We start from the raw sequence: 23,716 nt of genomic DNA, 5'->3' as shown, positions 1-23,716 counted from the left end.
TTAAAATTAAAGTTTAATTTTTAGAGGTTTAAATTATGAAAAGAGAAAAAGAAAAAAATAGAAAAATTTTAATTTATGCAGGACCATTAATTCCATTGGCAGTTATTGTTCCTGCTTCTTTATTTTTTGTTTTAAATAATAAACAAAATGATCATTTTCCTCAAACTATATCACTAAAACATCAAGAAATTATAAACAACAAAAATAATGAAACAATTAAATATATTGATGACAAAAAAGAAAAAAAGTTAGAATTATTAATACAAAATAAAATAAAAAAAATAAATGATTTGAATAAAATTTTAAAATTAATTCAAAATCAAAAAGAGGAATTAAATATTTTACTTTTAACTTTAGATGCTCAAGAAAATACTATTTCAGTTTTAAAAAATAAAAATAAAGTTAAGGAACTTATTCTAGAGTTAGATAAAAAAGCTTTAACTGTTCAAGAAAATTTGGAATTAGCTGAAAAACAAAAAAATAATATTTTTAACGAAATTAAAAACTTTAGTTCTTTTTATGAAAAAAATAAACACATAAAAACTAAAGATTTTATTAATTTTGAAAATCAATTTTTAAAATTGAAAAATGATTTGAAAAACATTTATGAATATCAAAATGATAATAAGAAAAAAATTGAAAAAATAAATGAAAAAATTCAAAATATTTTTGATCAAGTTGAAAAACAAATTTTTGATTTTGTAAATGATGAAAATAATATAAAAGATTTTTTACTAGATGATAAAAAATTTCAAAAATTATTCACAATACTTGAAAATACTGATATTGAAAATGATAATTATATAAATGAAAAAAATAAATTAGAACTTGCTTATAATAGTTTTAAAAACAATTTTAAAAAATTAAATAAAATTTCAGAAAATATTAAAAAATTTCCAAAAAATGAAAAAAATTCAAATGAAATTATTGATTTTTTAATTAATCAAGAAAAAGAATATCAAATAATATTAAAAAACATAAAAGATGATTATGAAAAAATTAATAAAATAAAAAATGATTTAAAGAATGAATTATTGCAAGAATTAGAAAAAATAAAAAATTCAACTGATGATTATGAAAAATTTAATGAAATAAATGAAGTGTTTTTAAAATTAGAAAATAATTTATCAAGTGAAAATTTAAAAGAATTCATAAGCAAAATAAATACATTGACAAATATTGATGAAAATAATGTTTCAAAAATTGATGAACAAGTTACTAAAATAGCGAATAATTTTTCAGAAAAAATAAATGTTTTAATGTCTAAATACAAAAATGATATAAATAATTTAAGTAATTTAAAAGACGATGAAATTATTGATGAACATTGAGAAGGTTTAAAAAACTCAGTAAATGAAATAGAAAAATGAATTAATTTTAATAAAAAAGAAATAAACACACCATTAATCAATGATACAAATAACAAAAATTTAAATGAATTGAACAATAGTGAAAATTTTAATAATGATATTTTAAGCATGATTGATGAAATAAATTTTATTCGAAAAAACAAAACAAATATTTTAAATGAAAAAATTATTGAAAAATCACAGAAATTAAATGAATTCCAAAACACTAATGATAAAGCATTGAGTCTTGAAAATGAAATTAATGTATATAAAACATTGGGAGATATTTTAAACGAATTTAAAAATATTGAAAATGATTTTTCAACAAAACCAGAAGAACTCAAAAATAAATTATTTAATTCTTTAGAAAAAACAAATAATTTATTAATAAAAAATTTTGAATACTTAAATGAATCAAACTGAGCCTTACAGCAAATCTTTCAAAAAATAAATAATATTCATGAGGTTTTTAATGCTTCTGAATTAAAACCAACATTTAAATCAAATCAAAATAAAGCATTTTTCAATTTATCTAAAAATGTATTTGAAATTAAAAATACAAATGAAAATAAACTTAATTATGAAATTTTGAATCTTAACAAAATTAATGATAATCAATATATTTTTGAAATAAAAGTTTCTGATTCAACAAATAAAACACAAGTTTTTAAAATATACAAAGCACTTTTCACTGATTTTATAACAAAAAATGCATTTGAAAATCAATTAAAAAATGAGTTAAATAAAATTGAAATTAATATTCAAGATAATGTAGACATCAAAGATAAACCTTGATTAAAAGATTATTTAAATGGTGAATTAAATCAATATTTTGAAATTAAAAATAATAAATTTAATAATTTTGAAATTGAAAATATTTCAGTTAATTTAAAAAATAATCCTAAAATAGAATTAGTTTTTGAAAATTTAAGTGAAAATGAAAATACTCATGAAAGAAAAGCAAAATTTATAATAAAAGCAGAGGCTGACAACGAAATAAAAGCACAAATTGAAAAAGAAATTACTTGACAATACAAAACAAATACTGAATATTTAATTGAAGAAGAAAATAAAAAAGATCAATCATTTAATAAAATTCAAAAAATTATTAAAGATAAAAAATGATTGCCATATGAAATTAATTTAAAAGAAATAAGCAGGAATATTTTCCACAAAACAATTAATGTTTCAGCTAAAAATACAAATGTAAATGATTTTAATGGAACATCTAAAATAGAGCACATTCTAACAAGAGGTGATAAAACAAAAACTCTTACATTTGATATAAAAACTGATTACATAGCAAAAGAATTAGAAGAATACCCTACAAGTAATGAAAGAGAAAAAAAATGAGATATTTCATCTTCAAGTGATTATTCAAATTGAAAAGGAACTTGATCTTCTAAATATGTATTTTATCCTTTAAGTAAAACAAATCATTATTGATCAGCAAGTGAAAATGATGATAATCCAGAATTAATATTAACTTCTAAAACAAGACAACCTATCTATACATATGGGTATGAATTTGCATTTTGAGATGATTCTGATTATTTTAAAAAAAATAGTTATGAATTTTGATACAAAAAAAGTTTAAATAGTGCATGAATTAAAGTTGATAATTTTACTAAACCCCAAATTGAAAGCAAAGAAGGTTATAGACATCATATCGTAAAAGCAATCGTTAAAGATCAAGTTGTTTCTTTTAAAATAAAATTCCCAAGAGAAAAAAGAAATGGATTAAAATGAAGAACAGTCGCTGGCGCTATGCCTATAACTAAACAGTCTAAATAATAGTATAACCAAATAAAAAAATATAAATTTCATTATATTTTTTTATTTTTTTTTATAATTTTTTTAGTTAATGATAATTTAAAATACAAAATAAAATATTTTTAAAATAAGGTAGTATATGAAAAAAAGAACAAAAATATTTATGATAATACTTGTAATTGCTTTATTGTTAAGTGCTGGTGGTGGTGGAGCTGCAAGATCATTTTCTCATAGCAAAACAACACATTCACAAAATAATTTTACAAAAAAACGTTACAACTATATACCACCAGTATACAAAAAACCACAGATATACAAAAAAACTAGATAAAAAAAGAATATTTTTAAAAGTAATTATTACTGTTGAAATTTTTATTTATCTTTATTTAAATCTTATAAAAAAATTAAATGTAAAATATTAAATAAATTTAGTTTAATAACTTTAAGCACATTTTTTAAAAAAACAAAGATTTTTATTATTTTTTTAAAAAAAGATTAAAAAAAGATAAATTTATTACTTATTTTTATAAAAAAAATTGTTTTTTTTATTTTTTTTTTATAATTTTCTATATTTTTTTAATTAGTAATAATTTTAAATGCAAAAATAAAAAATATTTAAAAGCGAGGAAATTATGAAAAAAAAGAAAATAACAAAAGCTGTTATTTTAGCATCAGCAATATTATTATTAGGTGGATCTATTACAGCTGGAGTTTTATTAAAACCTAAAAATCCTACTTATATTTCATCTACTTTTTATAAATCAAGTGAAAAAGAAGATACAACTATTGATAGAATAGACAATATAATAGAAATTTCACAAGATGAACAACCAAATAAAAATATTAAAATAGAAAATAATAAAAATAATAAAACAAAAACAACTATAGAAGAAAAAACAGAGAAAAAAGTGGTTTTAGGTGAGCGAGACAAAAAAACACTTAATGATTTAAAAACAAAAACTGATTTAAAAGAAAGTGAAAAAGAAATTGAATTACGCAAAATAGAAGAAAGACTTAAAGAATTCCAAAAGGCAAAAGAAATTTCACCAATTTTAAAAGATAGTAAACAAAAACTTTTTTATTATGAAGTGAAAGCAGAACACTTTAAATTTAACAAGGATTTTAAAAACAATTTTAATTACAAAGTATTAGAAATTCAAGATAAAGACAAAGATGAAATGATACTTAAAATTGAAGTTAGTGATGATTATGGAAATAAAAGATTTTATAATCAAAAGTTTAGTGATTTTATAACAAAAATAAGAATAAAAAATGAAATTGAAAATTTCTTATCAAATCAAAATATTGAGATTTTAGATCAACGTAAAATAAAAGACAAAGTAAATTTAAATGAATATTCAATTAGTGATTTTTCTTATGATGATAAAAATAAATCTATAAATGTTGATAGCAGGGAAGTTGAAATTACAAATCTTGAATTTTCATTGAATAAAGATAGTTTTTCACAAAATGAGCAAAACAAAACAAGAAAAGGTATCATACTTTTAAAAGCTAATTTAGAAAATGAAGTTAATGTTCAAATTGAAAAAGAAATAACATGAAATTTCAAAACTAATCAAGAATATTTAGATGATATTGAAAATGATAAAAATAAAATTACTAAGAAACTCAAAGAAATAATTGATAACAAAAAGTTATTACCTTATCAAGTTAATGATGAACATTTTAAAGATTTAAAACAATATAATCTATTTGATGAAACAATTAACTATGAATTTGTAAAATCAGCAAATGTTAATGACTATCAAGGTAAATCATCATTAATTTTTAAATTTACTCGGGGTGATAAATCTAAAGATTATACTTTTGGAATTGATACTAAACATGTGGCTGAACCATTAGAAGAATGATCAACAAGAACACAAAGAGATGAAAAATGAGAAATTTCTGCATCTTCATATTGAGAAGCAGTTAATACACATGAAGAAGAAGAAAAAGAGGAAGATATTCCTTTATTAAAAAAACTATGAAATTCAGTGAAAAAAGCAACGAAAAAAGCATTTGCAAAACCAATTAATTCTATACAACAATGATTTGAAGACTTTAGACCAAGTACAGTTTTTGATTATGGGAGCGAAAAAGCATATTGAAAATCCAAAACTAAAGATAAAGATGAAGAACCTTATTTAACATTAACAGTAAAAAATGAAGATAAAAAAGCAATTTATGTTTATGGATTAGAAATTTTATTTTTTCCTCAAAGTGATTATTTTAAAGAAAATAGTTATAAAATAGAGTACCAAAAAAGTGAAAATAGTCAATGAATTGAAACAACTGATGTTTCAACTGCAGAAGAAAAAGATGGTAAAAATTTAGTAAAAGCAATTATTAAAAATGAAGTTTATGCTATAAAAATTTCATTCCCTAAAGATAAAGCTGAAGGATTGCAAAATAGAAGTATTTATGCAGTAATGCCATATATTAAAGCAGAAAAAAAATAATTTTATTTTGACAAATTTATTAAAATATGTATTAAAATAATTAATAAAGTTATTTAAATATTTTAAGGAGATAATATGTTTGTAAAAGATGTAACAAAAATAGAATTAGGTAATGCTATAAAAGAAGGTAAAGGTATACAACTTTTAAATTTTCACTCACCAACTTGTGGACCTTGCATTATGATGAGTCCTGTATTAAGAGATGTTGCAAATAAATTAAATATTCAAGTATATAAAGTTGATGTTACAAAAGATAATAATTTTGCAAGAGAATACATGGTAACAGGCACACCAACAACATTCATTTTTAAAGATGGACGTTTAATAACTTCATTAGTAGGTTTCCAAGCTTTTGAACAAATTAAATCAGTGCTTGAAAATCTTTAAAATAATTAATTTCTATAATTTAAAAACAGGTAATAATAAATTAGTTAATTACCTGTTTTTAAATTATAGAAAAATAAAATTTTTGAATTTTTAATAAAAAAATAAAAAATAAAATATAATTTAAGTATACAAATTTTTAAAATTATTTGTAATTATTTAAAAAAATCAAAATATTTTAAGGAGACTTTTTTTTTATGAAAACAACAAAAATTATTTTAATAGGAGCTGGTGCGGTAGGTACAGCTTTTGTATATTCAAGCATTAACCAAGGTTTGGCTGGTGAATATGGAATAATTGATCAATTTGATAATCCAAGAGATGGTAATGTGTTAGATTTTGAAGATGTAATCTTCCCATCTACAAAACCATACAAAGTATATGCAGCAGATTACAAAGATGTAAAAGATGCTGATTTTATTGTTATTACTGCAGGAAGACCACAAAAACCTGGTGAAACTAGATTAGAAATGGTTAAAGATAATGCTGAAGTTATGAGAAACATAGCAAGACAAGTTAGAGATAATGGCTTTAAAGGTATAACAGTTATTGCTTCCAACCCTGTCGATATTATAACCTGAGTATATATTAAAGAAACAGGTTTTGATTATAAAAAAGTTATTGGTTCAGGAACAATTCTTGATACTTCAAGATTGAGATACTTACTTTCACAAAAAACAGGTGTTTCTACAGATAATATTGAAGCTTTTGTATTAGGTGAACATGGTGATTCATCACTTGTTAACTATTCAGGATTTAGAATTGCAGGTATGCCATTTTCAAAATTTGAAAAAATTTCAGGTATTAATGCTACAAACTATGAAAAAGATGTTGAATTCCCAGTTTCAAGAAAAGCATATAAAATTATTGAAAGAAAAAGAGCTACATTTTGAGGAATTGGTGCTTGTTTAGCTAAAATTGTTAGATCTGTTCAAGCTGATTCTAAAATTGTATTACCTGTTGGTGTATTATTGAATGGTGAATATGGTTACAATGATGTTGTAGCTGGTGTTCCTGCGATTTTAGGTGCTAATGGAATAGAAAAAGTTATGGAAATAGAATTAAACGATAAAGAAAAAGCAAAATTAGACAATTCAATTAATGTTATCAAAAAATCTATTGATATTGTTAGATAATAACTAATTAAAATAACAAAAACCAGGGATATCCTGGTTTTTGTTATTTTCTTACTATTTTAAAATTATTGGAATTAAATCAAAATTAGTTACGTTTTTACATTGTCAAACAAAACTTTCTAAATCTTTTGAATTTAATTTTAAATTTTCAAATCCTTTAATAAAAATTGTTCCATAATCTCATCTTCTTTGATATTTATTTTGATCTAATAAATGGATTAAATCTTCAATAAACCAATCAAAATAGCTAGGACCATAACTTATATCACGCAAAAGTTTATTAATATTTATTTCTAGTGTTCTGTTATAATATTTTTCAATAACAAAATCAAATGACAAATTTAATTCTTTACTAGATACTTTTTGTATTTCTTTGTTCATAATAAAAATTATAATCAAAAAGTACAAATTAAGTTTTAAAAAATATTTGTTTGTGTTATTTACATATTGAAAATATCATTTTTTATGTTAATAAAAAAGCAAAAAAATATTATAATTATTTTATGAATATTAATTTTAAGTTGAAATTTTTATTCATAAAAATAAAAAAGGAGTTTTTTATTAGTTTAGATGAATTTTTTTAAACCTACAAACATTAAAGAAAAACCATTAACTATTGCTCACGGTTTTATTTTGTGAGGATTATTAGTTTTTGCTTATTTCTTATTTGTTGTCAACTGAACTGCTGCTTCAGAATTAATTGGTAGACCTGGTGGTAAAGATGGCTATGGTATTCTTGGTACTTTTTTTCCTAATGCCAGTGACGCCCCTTCAATATTAACAAGTCAGGCAGTGAATTGAGTTATTACTATTGGTAGAGGTATTGGTTCAATTCTTATTGGTTGACTAATTGTTAAAGTTACACATAAATATGCTGTTTTAATATCATTAGGTTTAATGATATTATCACTACCAGGTATCTATATTCCAAACTATTGAGGATATACAATATTTAGAACATTTTTAGGAATTGGTGGTACAACAATGATTGTGTTAATTCAACCAATTATTTCTGCATTTTTCCCACCAAGACTTAAAAGTAGTGTTTCACAATTTTCACCATGATTCTATCCTTTAGGTGTTATTGTAGTTGTTGCACCATTTGTTGGTTCAAATATTGAATTTGAAAAAAAAATTGCTAATCAATGACAAACAATATTTTTAGTTATTAACTTATTAGCATTAATACCAACAATTGGATTTATCATTTTTGGATCAAGATTTGATATTTATCCAAGCTATCTCGAAAAACAAAAAGAAGCTGAAAAACAACTAGGGAAAGATAAACCTTCACTTATTAAATTTTTAAAACAAAAAGAAACATGATATTGAACATTATTATATACATCATGATTAATATCTGTTGTTATTCCTTATACATCAAGAAAATGAATAATTTATGCTATTGCTGGTTCAAAAGAAGCTGGCGAAAAAGTTTATGGATTGTATAATAGTATACTAAGTATTTTCTTCTTATTATTCCATGCAGGAATGTTTATTGGTTCCTTTAGTATCGGATTATGATCAAGATTTAGATTAAAGAGAAAATGATTCATTTCCCTTATATTATCTTTAGGTGTATCATTTTACATTCTTTCACTTATTGTCTTTAGAACAATGGTTTGAAATACCGATGGTTCAGCAAAACATACCTGATTGTTCTATATTTTAGGACTTTTAATGGGTATAATGCTCTGAGGAATTCAAGGGGTAATGTTAAACTTACCACATGAATATCCAAATTCTAACCCTAAAATTGTAGGTTATAGATTTGGTCTTATTTGAGGTTTAGGATATTTTGGACTCACAATTTTATTAATTATCATGTCACGAGTAGCTAGTGCTTCACCAGTTGCTGGAGTTGTATTGATTGTTGTGTTCTCTGTAATGTCAATTGGAGCAATTTGACTATTCAAAGAGCCACATCCTGAATATGATACTTTCCCAAGTAAAACTACAACTCAAATTAAAAAATAATGTTTTAATAAACAAAAAAAATACAAACTTTTATAAGTCTGTATTTTTTTTGTTTATTAAAAGACCTAATTCATTTTAATTTTGAAAATTAATTTTTTTACAGGTCTATTTGTTTCAACAATTTTTGGTCCATGTGCTTCATAAGGGAAGAAGAAAGCAAATTCATCTTTATTTAATTTAAATGAATTTCTTCTTGTTGTCATATGAAACAATTTCATTTCAATAGATGTATCATATTCTTTATATACAGAGTTTAATTCATCTACTTGCGCATAATAAATAGTTTCTTTTGGATCAATTACAATATGAAGATCAGCATATTTATGGTGAATTTCATATAATCCATTTTCAAGATTATAACCTTCTAATTCAGTATTAACTACAAATAGATTATCTCCGTCTAATAATGTTTTACCTGGATCTATACTATCAATTGAATTATTTTCAATTCAATTGATAGCTTTGTCTAAATTTGGATGAATATTTTTATAACGTTTTAAATTAGTTAGTTTATCTAAAATCATTTTATTACCTTTCAAATATTTTATAATAAAATTTTATAACTAATTTTATTAATTAAAAAGTTTTTTGTTAAAAAAACAATAAAAAAACCAGTTTCCTGGTTTTTTTAAATTAATATTATTCTTCTGTATTTTTAATTGCTCTTTTTTTAACAATAACATCTGAAATTTGCTTAGGGGTTGTTTCATAATGGTCAAATTGCATTTGGTAAGTTCCACGACCTGATGTCATAGATCTTAATTGCGTTGAATAACCAAACATTTCAGAGAGTGGCACGTCTGCTCTAATAATGTTTGCTCCATCACCTCTAGTTTCTTGCTCTTTAACTTGTCCTCTTCTTCTGGAGAGATCACCCATTACATCCCCTGAATAATCAGCAGGAACAACAACTGAAACATCCATAATTGGTTCAAGTAACACTGTACCAATTTTATCTTTTGCTAATGTTAATGCTTTTGAAGCGGCAATTTTATATGCAAGTTCAGAAGAATCGACATCATGGTATGAACCATCAAATAATGTAGCTTTTAAATCCATCATTGGATAACCAGCTAAAATACCTGCTGCCATTTTTTCTTCAAGTCCTTTTTGAATTGATTTGATATATTCTTTAGGAATTTTTCCACCAACAATTTTATCTACAAATTCAAATCCTGCATCAGGATTTGGTTCAAATTTAATTCAAACATGACCATATTGACCTTTACCACCTGATTGTTTAATGTGTTTTCCTTCAACTTCTGCTGTTTTAGTAATTGTTTCACGATAAGATACTTGTGGTGCTCCAACAGTAGCTTCAACACCAAATTCTCTTTTAAGACGATCAACAATAATATCAAGATGTAATTCACCCATTCCAGCAATAATTGTTTGCCCTGTTTCATTATCTGTTCAGGTTCTGAATGTTGGATCTTCATTAGCTAATTTTTGTAGACCAATTGATAACTTCTCTGTCGCAGCTTTTGAAGCTGGTTCAAGAGCTTGTGAAATAACAGGCTCAGGGAAAACCATTTTTTCTAACACAAAGTGTTTTGATTTTTCTGAAACCAATGTATCACCTGTTGTAGTTTCTTTTAGTCCAACTGCTGCAGCAATATCACCTGTTCTAACTTCATTAATTTCTTCTCTTGAGTTAGCATGCATCTCAAGAATTCTACCAATTCTTTCTTTTTTACCTTTAGTTGAATTGTAAATATATGAACTTTTTTGTAAAACTCCAGAATAAACTCTAAAAAAGGTAAGTGTCCCAACAAAAGGATCATTCATAATTTTGAAGGCTAAAGCTGAAAATTCAAATTCATCACTAGCTGGTACTTCTAGTGTTTCATCATTGTAATAAGCTTTAATAGCAGGAACATCGATTGGTGAAGGTAAATAATCAATAATAGCATCAATCATTTTTTTAACACCTTTGTTTTTAAAAGATGTTCCACAAACTACAGGGAAAAATTCAGAAGTTAAAGTTGCTTTTCTGATAGCTGCTCTTAATGTTTCGGCATCCACTTCTTGACCATCAAGTGCCATCATCATAATTTCTTCATCAAAATCAGCAACTGCTTCAACAAGCTCTGCTCTCATTAATTTAGCTTTTTCTAATAAATCACTTGGAATCTCAATTTCAATAGCTTCTTCTTCTTTGTTTCCATCATATTCAAAAGCTTTCATTTCAACTAAATCGATTAATCCACGATAGTCATTTTCAGCTCCGATATTTAATTGAATAGCAACTGCATTACCACCCAATCTTTCTTTAACAGATTTAATTGATGCTTCAAAATCAGCACCAGCTTTATCCATTTTGTTAACATAAACAATTCTTGGAACTTTATAATTTGTAGCTTGTCTTCACACTGTTTCAGTTTGAGGTTCAACCCCTGATTGAGCATCTAAAACAGCAACAGCTCCATCTAAAACTCTTAAAGAACGTTCAACTTCAACTGTAAAGTCAACGTGTCCTGGTGTATCTATGATATTAATTCTTTTACCTTTTCAAAAAGCTGTTGTAGCAGCTGAGGTAATAGTAATACCTCTTTCTTTTTCTTGTTCCATTCAGTCCATTTGGCTAACACCATCATGAGTTTCACCAATTTTATGAATTTTTCCTGTATGGAATAAAATTCTTTCTGTAGTAGTTGTTTTACCAGCATCAATATGGGCCATGATTCCTATATTACGGTAATCTTTTAATTCATGTTGTCTTGCCATAATATATTATCACCTAAAGTGAGCAAATGCTTTATTAGCTTCTGCCATTTTATGTGTATCCTCTTTTTTCTTAATAGCTCCACCTGTGTTGTTTGATGCATCGATAATTTCATTTGCTAATCTTAAGTCCATTGTTTTTTCTGATCTTAATCTTGAATAGTTGATTAATCATCTTAATGATAAAGTTTGCTTTCTTCTTGTTGAAACATCAACAGGAACTTGGTAGTTTGTCCCACCTACTCTTCTAGATCTTACTTCTAGTTGAGGTGTAATATTGTCAATTGCTTTTTGAAAAACTTCTAATGGATCATTACCTGTTTTTTCTTTAACAATATCAAATGCTGAATACAAGATAGTTTGTGCAGTAGATTTTTTACCATCTAACATAATAGCATTTACCAATTTAGTTACTAATTTTGAGTTAAAAATTGGATCAGCTAAAACATCACGGAAATATTTACGTTTTTTTCTTGACATATTTTCTCCTTTAATTATTTTCTATTTCTTTTTTTAATTTAGATAATTATTTTTTTGGTCTTTTTGTTCCGTATTTAGATCTACCTTGGTTTCTTTTGTTAACTCCAGCAGCATCTTGTGTCCCTCTAACAATGTGGTATCTAACCCCTGGTAAGTCTTTTACTTTTCCACCTCTAATTAAAACAACTGAGTGTTCTTGTAAGTTGTGACCTTCTCCTGGAATATAAGCTGTTACTTCCATTCTATTTGAAAGTTTAACCCTTGCATATTTTCTGAGAGCAGAGTTAGGTTTTTTAGGTGTCATAGTTGCAACCCTTGTACACACACCACGCTTAAATGGTGCAGATAATTTTGTTTCTTTTTTATTCAAAGAGTTAAAACCACGATTTAGTGCAGGGGCTTTAGTTTTTCTAATTTTTTTCTTACGCCCTTGACTAACTAATTGCGAAATTGTTGGCATTTATTTTCCTTTCTATTTTTGATTTTATTTTTCTTATAAATTTCAAATTATGCTTAATATTATATAACAACTTAACCGAGTGTATCGAAAAAAAAATATTTTTTTTATTTTTTGCCTATTTTTAGGGATAAAAAAAATAGATTTTTTAAATTATAAAACTAATGAAAGATTGATTTTTTGTTTTTCTAAATCAATTTTAGCAATTTTTACATCAATAACTTGACTAATATATAAAGCATTGTTTTCTAAATTTTTAATTTCTGAAATATGAATAAAAGCATCATTTTTAAGTCCAATATCTGCAAAAACTCCAAAATCTGTAATATTAGTTATAATTGCTTTTAATTGGTTATCAATTTCAAGATTTTCAATTTTAAGACTTTTATTTCTTAAAAGTGGTTCTGAGAATTGTTCTCTAAAATCTCTAAAAGGCTCATTAAAAGATTCTAAAATTAATTTAGTCGTATAAAAATCAATATTTAATTCATTGTGCACTTCATTAATAATTTCATCATTAACTAAAAATTGAACTTTACCAATAGAGTTTTTATCAAGTTTTAAATATTTTAAAATTTCTTCTGCTTTCGAATACATTTCAGGGTGAATTTTAGTTTGATCAAAAATATTTGCTGATTCACTAATTCTTAAAAAACCAGCTGCCTGTTGAAATACTTTTTCAGTTAAATAAGGAATTTTCAAAAGATCATTACGATTTAAAATCATTCCTTTGGTTTGAATATATTTAACAACTTGTTTAGCTATTCTTTGATTAAAACCTGAAATATTTGATAAAAGCTCAACAGAAGCAGAATTTAGGTTAACTCCTACTTTATTAGTACAAAAACTTAAAGTATAATTTAATTCTTTTTCTAATATTGACTTTTTAATATCATGCTGATATTGCCCTATTCCTATATTTTGAGGATTGATTTTTATTAATTCTGCCATAGGGTCAACCACTCTTCTTGCAATACTAATTGCACTTCTTTTTTCAACACTTAATTCTGGAAATTCTAACTGGGCATTTTCTGATGCTGAATAAATGGATGCCCCTACTTCTGATGTTCTTAAAAAATGAATTTTTAAGTTATTTTTTGTAATTAAATTTTCAATAAATTCAATACTTTCTCAGCTTCCTGTTCCATTCCCAATTGCAATAATTTCAATTTTAAACTTATTGATTAAATCTAGAATAATTGTTTCAGAATCTTGGATTTTGTTGTGGGGTTTTAAAGGAAATATTACTTTTATAGATAAAAGTTCATTATTATAATTTACAACAGCAAGTTTACAACCACTATTAAATCCTGGATCTCAACCTAAAATAACTTTATTTTTTAGTGGTTTTTGTAATAATAATTGCTGTAAATTTTTGGCAAAAATATTTGTGGACTTAATATGTGCTTTTTCTAATAATTCATTATAAACTTGAGTTTCAACACTAGGGAAAATAAGTCTTTTATAACTATCTTTTATAGCTTCTTCTATTATTAACTTTCCTTCTCAAATATAATTTTTAGTATATTTAGAAATAGCTTTATTTATTAAAAAGTTTTTATCATAGTCTAATTTTACACTAATAACATCTTTGTTATAAGCTCTATCAATAGCCATTAATTGGTATTCTTGTAAATAAATAATTGGTTTTGCAAATTTATAATATAATTCATATTTTTTTTCTGAATCTAAATCATTATTTTTTTTATTTGTAAGTATTTTAGCTCTTTTAGAAATATTATTAAATGCAAAATTTCTTAACTCTCCATCTTGCGAAACTATTTCAGCAATAATGTCTTTTGCTCCATTTATTACTTTTTCAACTGTATCTAGTGTTTCATTTAAATATTGTTTAGCTTTTTCAATTAATGGTAAATCTTTTTTAAATTGTAAAATATCTTTTGCTAAAGGGTCCAGACCTAGCGCAATAGCAATAGAAGCTTTTGTTTTACGATTTGTTGAATAAGGTTTGTAAATGGCCTCAAGTTCAATTAATTTTTTTGTATTTTTAATTAATGACAAAAGTTCATCACTAAGTAATTCTTTTTCTTTTAAAGTATTTATAATAAATTCTTTTCTTTTTAAAAGTTTTTTTTGATATTGATATTCATCATCAATTATTTTAATCTCTTTTTCATCTAAATTGTTTGTATAGTCTTTACGATAACGAGCAATAAATGCAATTGTATTTTCTTGCTCTAATAATTCAAGTGTTCTTTCAATATAAATTTCTTTTGTATTAATTTTTTGTGCTAAATAACCAACTATTTCTTTTTCAAACATTTTATTCTCCTTTTTTTTCTAAAACAATTAAGTTTTCAATATGATATGTTCTTGGAAACATATTATAGATTTTACTAAAAACTAAATTATAATGATTTTTTAAAACAAAAAAATCACCTGCTTGGCTAAAAACATTGCATGATAAATAAATTATTTTTTTAAAATTATGTTTTAAAATAAGTTCAATAATGTTTTTGTTCAATCCTTCTCTAGATGGATCAACTATTAAAGTTCCATTCAATATTTGTTTTTGCTTTTGTAAAAAAGTTTCAACGTTTTCTAAATAAAACCTAACATTTTTAATATTATTATTTTTGGCATTAAATAAAGCATCTTGGTGTGAATTTTTATTATATTCTACAGCTATCACTTTTTTTACTTTTTGTGCTGCTAAAAGACTTATTGTTCCAATTCCTGAATAAAAATCATAAACTAAATCATTTTTGTTTATAAAATTCAACATATCTTTATAAGCTTCAAGTGCAACTTCCTTGTTTATTTGGTAAAATGAATTAATTCCAACTCTGAATTTTATTCCAAACATTGTATCAGTAGTATATAAATTGTCTTTTTTATGCCCAATAATTAATGTATCAAGTTTTCTAAAAATAACTTTACCTTTTTTGTCTGTTTTCGGGCTAATATCAGTTAGCAAAAAATCATCAATTTTTATAAGTTCTTTGCTATTGGGTTTATAAAATTTTCCATCAAATAAAGTAATTTTATTACGATAACGTAAAATTTGAGCGCCTTGGAAAAAACCAATATTTTTTAATTCATATTTAGCATTTTGTTTAAATGCATTTATTGTATTAATAATTTTATACTCTTTTTCTGCTTCAATATTCATATGAAATAATTCATAACCCCCAATTTGTTCAAAATTATTTGGTAAATCATAATTTCTATTTTTTGATGGGCTAATTATTTTATTTACTTTTCCAATGCAATGATTTTTAAATTCTTTAACAATAGTGAAATCGACTTTTTCATTTAAAATAACATGTGAGATATAAACAATTTTATTATTTCATTTACAAGCACCTTGTCCTTTTTGATTATAAAATTCAATTGTACAAACAAACATTATAGCTCCTTTAGATATATAAATTAAAAAACACTTCAAAAACTGTAACTTTTATAGTATACAAAATTTTTGATAGTGTTTTTTAATAACTTTATTTTTCTGAAAATTCGTTATTTATAATTTCATTTAATATGTCAATATTTTTTTTAGTTTTACTAGAAACTAAAACAAAATTTGAAATTTCTTGTTGCTCTAATGTTTTTTTAATTTTTGAAAATTGCGATTGATTTAATTTATCAATTTTTGTTCCAACTAAAATAACCTTATGATTTAAAATATTAAGAAATTTAAGTGTTTCAAAATCGATTGTTTGAAGTCCAATTCTTGTATCAAAAAGTAAAAAAACTGTTTTTAATTGTTTTCTATTTTTAAGATAATCTTGAATCATTTTTAGCATTTTAAAATTATTATGTTTTGCCATTTTGGCATAACCATAACCTGGGAGATCAACTACAATATTTTTATTATTATTTTCAAAAAAATTAATTAATTGTGTTTTTCCTGGAACGCTAGAAACTTTTGCTATTTTTTGGTTTGCTAAAGCATTTAATAAAGATGATTTTCCAACATTTGATCTACCAATAAAACAAACTTCATTACCTGAATTTTCATATCAATTATCTTTATTTGATGATGAGATAATAAATTTTCACATATTGTTAAATATTTTCTTTTTTATAATCAATTTTGTTTAAAAAATCTTTTAATTTTTCATTTTCAGTTTTTAGTGCTTTAATTTCTAAACTGTTATGATGTTTTAATTCATAAAGTTCTTTTAATTTTTTATTTTGATTTGTTAATTCTTGCAAAGCATCTTCTAGTCATTCAGAAACATGATCAAAAAACAAATCAACTTGCTCAGGATCATATCCATTTATTACAACATCAAATTTTTTTTCTAAAATTTCTTCAAAATATTTAGCATATTTTTTCTCTTTATTTTCCATATTTTCCATAATTTAATCCTTTAAAAAATATAATATTATAGCATTTGCAACAGCTATATTCAATGATTCAAAATTAATTTTTATGTAAATGTTTTGATCAATTAATCTAGAAACTTCTTTTGAAATACCATGACCTTCATTTCCAAAAACAATAATAATATTTTTTTTATCTTTAAGTTTTAATTTTTCTAACTCAATTGATTCTTTTTTTAAATCTGTTCCTAAAATAAAAAAATTATTTTTTATTTTAGATAAAAAAGTAGATAAATCATTAACATTAATAATATTAATATTAAAAATAGCACCTTTTGAACTACGAATTACTTTTTCATTATAAATATCAGCACCTTGAACTATAATAGTGTCAAAATTAAAAGCTATTGCATTTCTAATAATAGAACCTAAATTGTTAGGATTTTGAATATTATCAAGTGCAACAACTTTAGACATTAAATCTTCATTAAAATTCATTTTTTTACAAAGTGCAATTTGCTTTAAATCACCACTTGCTACAGTAGACAATTTATTTAAAACATTTTGTTTTACATAAATAACTTTTACATCATTAGATTTAAAGTTCAAATCTGAACTATAAATTTCTATAACTAATTTTTTTTTAATTGCTTGATCTATAATTTTTCATCCCTCAATTAAAAAAAGATTATTTTGATCTCTGTATTTTTTTTGTTTTAATTTAGCTAACTCAATGATTTTTGGGTTATTTAATGAACTAATTATCATTTAAAATAAATTCTTTGCCTTTTTGTACTTCGAATAAAGAAAGATTTTTGAAATTAAGTTGTCTCATAACTTCATATGCTAAAAGAAAAACTGAATTTGCTAAATTAATAGATCTAGCTTCTGGCACCATAGGTATTCTTAAGCAATTATTTAAATTATTTTGTAAGATTTTTTTAGGAATTCCTGTTGATTCTGTGCCAAACATTAAAAAGATCTCTTGTTTAGAATCAAATTCTTTTTTAAAATCTATGTCAGAATAAATATTTAAGGCATAACGAGTTAAATAATAAATATTTTTATGCCCATGTAATTTTTGAAATTCATCATATGAAGAATGTATTTCATGTCTAATATCACTAAGTCTTTTGCCTGCTGCTGGTCTTTTTAAATATTTGGGATCTAGGTCAAATGCAATTGGTTTAATTATGTGTAATTTTGCACCTATTGCAAAACATGTGCGAATTATATTACCTGTATTAGGGCTTATTTCTGGCTGATATAAAACAATATTTATCATATTAATTAAATAACAAATAAAAATTAAAATTTATTTATATTTATCTGGATGTTTTTCCTTCATTAATTTAATAAAATCTTTTTTGGGCATTGCACCATATTTATCCATCAATTCAACACATTCTTGATATTCTTTTAAAGCTCATTCAGTGTTTTCAAAACCATTTACTGATGTAATATTAGGTCTTTTTCAATTTTTATAAGTTGAAAAAAATATTTCTACTTCTGTTAATCATCACTTTGGCAAATCTTCTAGTTTATTAATATTTTCTAATCTATAATCATCATTATGAACAGCGATTAATTTTGTATCAGTTTCTCCATCATCAATCATTTTCATAGCACCAATAATTCTAGCATTTAAAGCAGTTCCAGTTTGAAATGATTCACTAGAATAAACTAAAACATCAAGTTCATCACCATCTCAATCTAAAGCCTCTCTTAATGAACCATAATTAGCTGGATATCTAAATCCATCTCTTAAAATTCTATCAACAACAATTTGATTTCTCTCACGGTCATATTCATATTTAATATTAGAACCTCTTGGTATTTCAATGTTTACAGTTACTATTGTTTTCATGTTTTTATTTTAATAAATTTAATTTTAAAAAAAATTATTTCTTAAATCGCATTAGGCTTTGATTTAATAAAATGAAAATTTTTAAAACTAAATTCTTTTACCTTTCCTTTAATTTGATTTTTTTGAAATTCTGTTAAAAATTTTAATACATCTAATAAATTAAAATCTTCAATAACATAAGTGAAATAAAAAATATCATGTTCTTTTTCTTTGTATTTTACAACATAAAATAAATTAATAATATTTATGTCACCTTGTGTTATGTTCACCATTATTTCGACATAATCATCATTTTTTAATTCCAAATTTTCTAAATAAAATTGATAGTCTTTTTTAAATAATTCAGCATCAAATTTATTAATTTTTTTAAGTTTAATATTCCTCATAACACCTCTTATTATTTAATAAATTAATTTTATCAATTATACATTAAAAAATTATATGGCATATTTTTAAAAATTAAAGATTTAAAATAAATATTTTATTCAAAAGAAAAAGAAAAAATATTATAATTTTATAATTATTAAACCAAAAATAATAAGGAATAAAAAAATATGAAAATAGTAATAAAAAATAATGCAAATGAAATTGCTGAATATGTAGCGAATATTATTAAAAATGAGATTTTATCTAAAGAAAAAATTAATGTTTGTTTTGCTACAGGAAATTCACCTATTAAAACTTATCAAAAATTAATAGAAATGTTTAAAAATAAAGAAATAAGTTTTAAAAATGTGACTACTTTTAATTTAGATGAATATGTAGGAATTGAAAAAAGTAATAAATGTTCATATCATTATTTTATGTTTGAAAATTTATTTAATCATGTTGATGTAAAAAAAGAAAATATTCATCTACCAAATGGTTTAGGTGACATAACTAAAAATGCAAAAAACTATGAAAGATTGATTAAAGACAAAGGTGGGATTGATTTAATGATTCTTGGCATAGGGACAAATGGTCATATTGCTTTTAATGAGCCTGGTTCATTAATCGATGATAGAACAAGAGAAGTAAAACTTACAGATAGCACTATCCAATCAAATAAAATTTATTTTGAAAATGAAAATGATGTTCCTAAAACCGCTATTTCAATGGGAATAGGGACAATTCTAGAAGCTAAAAAAATAATCCTTTTAGCTAATGGCTCTGCAAAAGCAAAAGCTATTTATGAAACTATAAATGGCAAAATAACTTCTGATGTACCAGCAAGTTTTTTACAAAATCACGATGATGTTTCAATAATAATAGATAATGATGCAGCTGAATTGCTTTAAATTTAAAATACAAAGGTTTAATTAATATATCAAGTTTTTCTTTATAACTTGCTATATTTTTTTTAAAATTAAAAAATGAAGAATTGAAAATTAAAATTACTAAAAATTAAAAAAGCAGTTATTGTTATATCTAATTTTATTTTACTATTTTTACTATGCTTTTTCTTTGTTTCATGTAAAAAAAATGCTCAATGACAAGAAAATAAATTTTATTTAAACAACAATAAATTAACTTATAAAAATGATCATAAAAATGTAATGTTTAACTCACCACTAAAACAGAAAACTAATACTTCAAATGTTATTTATCAGGTTTTAGTTTACTCATTTGCTGATGGCAATAATGATGGAATAGGTGATTTCATTGGACTAAAAGAAAATATTAAATATTTTATTGATTTGAATATTGACCAAATATACTTATCACCAATTCATCCTTCAACTTCATATCATGGTTATGATGTAATTGATTATACTGAAGTTGCAGAAGAATTAGGTGGTAAAAAAGCATTTTTAAATTTTTTAAGTGCAGCACATGAAAATGGTATCAAAGTTTACATGGACATGGTATTTAATCATACTTCTTTTGAACATCCGTGATTTCAAAAAGCATTACAAAACGATTTAAAATACCAAAAATATTATCATTTTTATTCAAAAAAAGAAAATGACACAAATCAAGATACAAAAGATTTGAGAAAATTTTTTATTAATCTAAAAAACAAAAATGCAACAAATAAATGATATACCTCAAAATTTTGAGCAGGAATGCCTGACTTAAATTTAGATAATTTTGAAGTTATAGAAGAACTAAAAGCAATACAAAAATATTGAACCAAATTAGGGGTTGATGGCTTTAGATATGATGCTTTTGAAGAATATTTTTCATCATATGGTGAAACTAAAAATAATTTTAATGAAGCAAAAATTTTTTCTGAATTAAGAAATGCTTCAAATCAAACATTAAAAAAAATTGGAAAATCTACAGAAATTTTTATGATGGGTGAATGATGAAAAAATCCACAAGAAGCTGATAAATATTTAACAAGTGGTGCAAACAAAGCATTAGATGCTGTTTATGACAGTACACATTGAAAAAATAATTGATTTACTTATGAAGATGTCGAAAATTTAAAACTATTTCTTAAAAATTTAAATTCTAATGAATGAATACCTTTTTTATCCAATCATGATAATGATAGATGAATTAATTCATATCGTATAAATATTTCTAAACTATTAGCTAAAGATTTAAATAAACCACTGACTGAACAAGAAATTGATGCAATAAAAAGTGCTTATTTTAATTTGTTGTTATTGCCTACTAAACCAATAATTTATCATGGCGATGAATTAGGAATGCATGCTAATAAAAAGTTTGGGGACCCAGGGTTGCGTGAACCTTTTAAATGAAAAAATAAAAAATATCAAGTGGAATTTAAAGAGAAAAAAAGCAAAGATAAAATTTTCTTAAATTTTTCAGAAGATATAAAATATGTTGAAAATCAAGTTCAAAATAAAAATTCAATTTACAATACAATCAAATTTTTAAATCAATTTAGAAAAGAAAATAATTTTATATTTCAAAAAAATAACTCTACAATAAACAATGCTAATAATTACATAGATAAGCCTAATTATGCTGCTAATATTTTTATAAGACAAAATTTAGAAAAAACTAAGAAATATTTAATTTTTTCTACCGTAGGTAGCATAAAACCTAATGTTTTAAAATTAAAACAAAATTATAAAAAAATTATTTTTTCACATAAAACTAAAATAAAAGATAATAATATTTTTATTGAAAATGGTTCATTATTAATATTAGAACTATAATATTTTTTCAAAAATTAAAAATTATAATAATAATTTAACAAAACTTCATTTTATTAAAAAACCCAATAGCAAAAATTATTTAAAATAATTTTACTATTGGGTTTTGACATTATTTTATAAATTTTTTTTATTTAATTATTATATTTTTTTTCAAATTCAGCCAAATTTTTTTCAAAAAGTTTTTCTTGTTCTTCTATTTCTTGATTTATTTTTTTAAGTTCTGCTTCAACTTCTTTAATGTTAATATTTTCTGTTTCTTCTTGATAATTATCTAAGTCATAAAGACCCATAGATAAAGAATAATCATTAGATACTATTTCATCATAAGGTATATATTTTGCAAATTTTTCAATTTCTTTTTTATTTTTTCAAGCATTGAAAATTTTAGTAATATTTTCATTTGTTAAAATATTTTGTCTTTTTGAAGCTTCAAATTCTTTAGTTGCATTAATCATGAAAATACCTTTTTCATTTGATGGTTTGTTTTTTCTCGCTACTATAATACATGTTGAAATACTTGTGTTATAAAAAAGATTTTCTGGCATAAAAATTATTGTATCAATATAATTTTTATCTACAATATATTTTCTGATTTCTTTTTCAGCTTTGGGGTTGTTACGATTCAAAACACCTAATGAAAATACAGAAACAACAATACCATTTTTAGGTTCCACATGATAAAGCATATGTTGTAAAAATGCAAAATCAGCATACCTTTTTGGTGCTAAAGAAGGAAAAGGATTAAACCTAACATCTTTTGCTAATTCTTTGCTTGGATTTCATTTTAAACTAAAAGGTGGGTTAGCTACAACACAATCAAAAGTTCCCTCTTCCTGAATATGCATAGGTTTTAATAATGTATCACCATTTTTTATATCTATTTTCGAAAATGGCACACCTCTTAAAATAAAATTCATTCTTGCTAAATTGTATGTAGCATTTTTTATTTCTTGACCATAAATTTTTCCAAAATGTTTTATATTGTCCTTACGTATTAATTTAATTAATAATGAACCTGAACCACATGCTGGATCATATGCTTTTGAAATTTTAGTTCTATTATAAGAAGCTATATCAGAAATTAATTGTGCTACACTAGATGGTGTATAAAATTCACCAGCTTTTTTACCTGAATCACTAGCAAATTCTGAAAGTAAATGCTCATAAGTAGTTCCAAAATGATCAACATCTTCCATTGACAATTTTAAACTACTTATTTCTTTAATAATTGTTTGAATTGTTCTTTCTTTTTCCTCTTCAATATTACCTAAATTTTTATCAGTTAAATCAATACTTTTAAAAAGATCGCTAAAATATTCTTTATTTTCAACATCTAAACCATTATTCATGATTTCGATTTGTTCAAAAGCTTCTTCCAACAATGGAATAATGGTTTTTCCTTGGTACACTTGTTTTACAACATTTTGAAAACTATATTTATAATTAATGAAAAAACTTTCTTCATCTTTAAAAATCATTTCTTCAATAGCTTTATATTGACTATTGGTTTGATCAAACTCCTCATAACTAATGTTTTTAAGTCTTTTTTTATACTTTTCAAAATTTTGTTCTGATAATTCAGATAAGTATTTATAAAACAAAAAACCAATAATATAATCACGATATTCTGTGGTTTCCATGTTATTTCTTAATGTATTGCAAATTTTATCTACAACACTTTTTAATTCATTATTACTTGACATA

General features: G+C 23.5%; 22 protein-coding genes. 8 read left to right on the top strand and 14 right to left on the bottom strand.

Annotation, left to right across the window (positions count from 1 at the left end; translation table 4 throughout):
* Positions 1-35: 35 nt before the first annotated feature.
* The 5 genes from EXC65_RS00475 (at position 36) to EXC65_RS00455 (ending at position 7,104) form a co-directional block, all read left to right on the top strand.
* Positions 36-3,143, top strand: a complete 3,108-nt coding sequence (locus tag EXC65_RS00475; protein ID WP_129719543.1) for a hypothetical protein — start codon at positions 36-38, stop codon at positions 3,141-3,143.
* 118 nt (positions 3,144-3,261) lie between these two features.
* Positions 3,262-3,453 carry a flagellar basal body-associated FliL family protein gene (locus EXC65_RS00470; protein WP_129719542.1) on the top strand — a complete coding sequence of 64 codons (192 nt, stop codon included), beginning with the start codon at positions 3,262-3,264 and terminating at the stop codon, positions 3,451-3,453.
* Between the two features lie 301 nt (positions 3,454-3,754).
* Positions 3,755-5,584, top strand: coding sequence for a hypothetical protein (locus tag EXC65_RS00465; RefSeq protein ID WP_129719540.1), 1,830 nt, complete (start codon positions 3,755-3,757; stop codon positions 5,582-5,584).
* Positions 5,585-5,659: 75 nt separating this feature from the next.
* A complete protein-coding gene (locus EXC65_RS00460) occupies positions 5,660-5,971 on the top strand; it encodes a thioredoxin family protein (RefSeq protein ID WP_129719538.1) in 312 nt (103 codons plus the stop codon).
* A gap of 194 nt (positions 5,972-6,165) precedes the next feature.
* Positions 6,166-7,104, top strand: a complete 939-nt coding sequence (locus tag EXC65_RS00455; RefSeq protein ID WP_129719536.1) for an L-lactate dehydrogenase — start codon at positions 6,166-6,168, stop codon at positions 7,102-7,104.
* A 54-nt stretch (positions 7,105-7,158) separates the two neighbouring features.
* Here EXC65_RS00455 and EXC65_RS00450 read toward each other — a convergent pair whose 3' ends face one another.
* Positions 7,159-7,485 (bottom strand): hypothetical protein, encoded by a 327-nt coding sequence (locus EXC65_RS00450; protein ID WP_129719534.1) that lies wholly within the window; start codon positions 7,483-7,485, stop codon positions 7,159-7,161.
* Between the two features lie 189 nt (positions 7,486-7,674).
* On the opposite strand from EXC65_RS00450, the gene EXC65_RS00445 reads away from it, so the two are divergent.
* Entirely contained in the window at positions 7,675-9,081 is a 1,407-nt protein-coding gene (locus EXC65_RS00445) for a hexose phosphate transporter (protein WP_129719532.1), read from the top strand.
* 65 nt (positions 9,082-9,146) lie between these two features.
* Here the strand turns inward: EXC65_RS00445 and EXC65_RS00440 are convergent, their stop codons facing one another.
* From EXC65_RS00440 to EXC65_RS00385, 12 genes are all read right to left on the bottom strand, one after another.
* Positions 9,147-9,605 (bottom strand): YhcH/YjgK/YiaL family protein, encoded by a 459-nt coding sequence (locus EXC65_RS00440; RefSeq protein ID WP_129719531.1) that lies wholly within the window; start codon positions 9,603-9,605, stop codon positions 9,147-9,149.
* A gap of 115 nt (positions 9,606-9,720) precedes the next feature.
* Complete coding sequence (gene fusA, locus EXC65_RS00435) at positions 9,721-11,808, bottom strand: elongation factor G (RefSeq protein ID WP_129719529.1); 2,088 nt, start codon at positions 11,806-11,808, stop codon at positions 9,721-9,723.
* Positions 11,809-11,814: 6 nt separating this feature from the next.
* On the bottom strand, positions 11,815-12,285 hold the full coding sequence (rpsG, locus tag EXC65_RS00430) for a 30S ribosomal protein S7 (RefSeq protein WP_129719527.1): 471 nt from the start codon (positions 12,283-12,285) through the stop codon (positions 11,815-11,817).
* A gap of 46 nt (positions 12,286-12,331) precedes the next feature.
* Positions 12,332-12,745 (bottom strand): 30S ribosomal protein S12, encoded by a 414-nt coding sequence (rpsL, locus tag EXC65_RS00425; protein ID WP_129719525.1) that lies wholly within the window; start codon positions 12,743-12,745, stop codon positions 12,332-12,334.
* 150 nt (positions 12,746-12,895) lie between these two features.
* Positions 12,896-15,025, bottom strand: coding sequence for a Tex-like N-terminal domain-containing protein (locus EXC65_RS00420; RefSeq protein WP_129719524.1), 2,130 nt, complete (start codon positions 15,023-15,025; stop codon positions 12,896-12,898).
* 1 nt (position 15,026) lies between these two features.
* On the bottom strand, positions 15,027-16,112 hold the full coding sequence (locus EXC65_RS00415; protein ID WP_129719522.1) for a class I SAM-dependent RNA methyltransferase: 1,086 nt from the start codon (positions 16,110-16,112) through the stop codon (positions 15,027-15,029).
* A gap of 91 nt (positions 16,113-16,203) precedes the next feature.
* The gene (yihA, locus tag EXC65_RS00410) at positions 16,204-16,767 is read right to left on the bottom strand and encodes a ribosome biogenesis GTP-binding protein YihA/YsxC (RefSeq protein WP_129719520.1); all 564 of its coding nucleotides are present in this window, start codon (positions 16,765-16,767) and stop codon (positions 16,204-16,206) included.
* A 4-nt stretch (positions 16,768-16,771) separates the two neighbouring features.
* The gene (locus tag EXC65_RS00405) at positions 16,772-17,059 is read right to left on the bottom strand and encodes a DivIVA domain-containing protein (RefSeq protein WP_165001307.1); all 288 of its coding nucleotides are present in this window, start codon (positions 17,057-17,059) and stop codon (positions 16,772-16,774) included.
* Positions 17,060-17,071: 12 nt separating this feature from the next.
* Positions 17,072-17,800 carry a TrmH family RNA methyltransferase gene (locus EXC65_RS00400; protein ID WP_129719517.1) on the bottom strand — a complete coding sequence of 243 codons (729 nt, stop codon included), beginning with the start codon at positions 17,798-17,800 and terminating at the stop codon, positions 17,072-17,074.
* Entirely contained in the window at positions 17,790-18,317 is a 528-nt protein-coding gene (locus tag EXC65_RS00395) for a tRNA (cytidine(34)-2'-O)-methyltransferase (protein ID WP_129719515.1), read from the bottom strand. Before EXC65_RS00395 ends, EXC65_RS00400 begins: the two co-directional genes overlap by 11 nt.
* Positions 18,318-18,347: 30 nt before the next feature.
* Positions 18,348-18,899, bottom strand: a complete 552-nt coding sequence (locus EXC65_RS00390) for an inorganic diphosphatase (RefSeq protein WP_129719513.1) — start codon at positions 18,897-18,899, stop codon at positions 18,348-18,350.
* 41 nt (positions 18,900-18,940) lie between these two features.
* The gene (locus tag EXC65_RS00385; RefSeq protein ID WP_129719511.1) at positions 18,941-19,285 is read right to left on the bottom strand and encodes a hypothetical protein; all 345 of its coding nucleotides are present in this window, start codon (positions 19,283-19,285) and stop codon (positions 18,941-18,943) included.
* A gap of 168 nt (positions 19,286-19,453) precedes the next feature.
* On the opposite strand from EXC65_RS00385, the gene nagB reads away from it, so the two are divergent.
* Together nagB and EXC65_RS00375 are read left to right on the top strand one after the other, a co-directional pair.
* Entirely contained in the window at positions 19,454-20,176 is a 723-nt protein-coding gene (nagB, locus tag EXC65_RS00380; protein ID WP_129719509.1) for a glucosamine-6-phosphate deaminase, read from the top strand.
* 75 nt (positions 20,177-20,251) lie between these two features.
* The gene (locus tag EXC65_RS00375; protein WP_232018816.1) at positions 20,252-22,012 is read left to right on the top strand and encodes an alpha-amylase family glycosyl hydrolase; all 1,761 of its coding nucleotides are present in this window, start codon (positions 20,252-20,254) and stop codon (positions 22,010-22,012) included.
* Positions 22,013-22,143: 131 nt separating this feature from the next.
* Here the strand turns inward: EXC65_RS00375 and EXC65_RS00370 are convergent, their stop codons facing one another.
* The gene (locus EXC65_RS00370) at positions 22,144-23,715 is read right to left on the bottom strand and encodes a type I restriction-modification system subunit M (protein ID WP_129719507.1); all 1,572 of its coding nucleotides are present in this window, start codon (positions 23,713-23,715) and stop codon (positions 22,144-22,146) included.
* Position 23,716: the final 1 nt, after the last annotated feature.

The sequence above is a fragment of the Mesomycoplasma neurolyticum genome, from assembly GCF_900660485.1.
GTDB lineage: Bacteria > Bacillota_I > Bacilli_A > Mycoplasmatales > Metamycoplasmataceae > Mesomycoplasma_A > Mesomycoplasma_A neurolyticum.
Note: the sequence above shows the minus strand (reverse complement) of the source record. Positions and strands in the feature narration are given on the sequence as shown.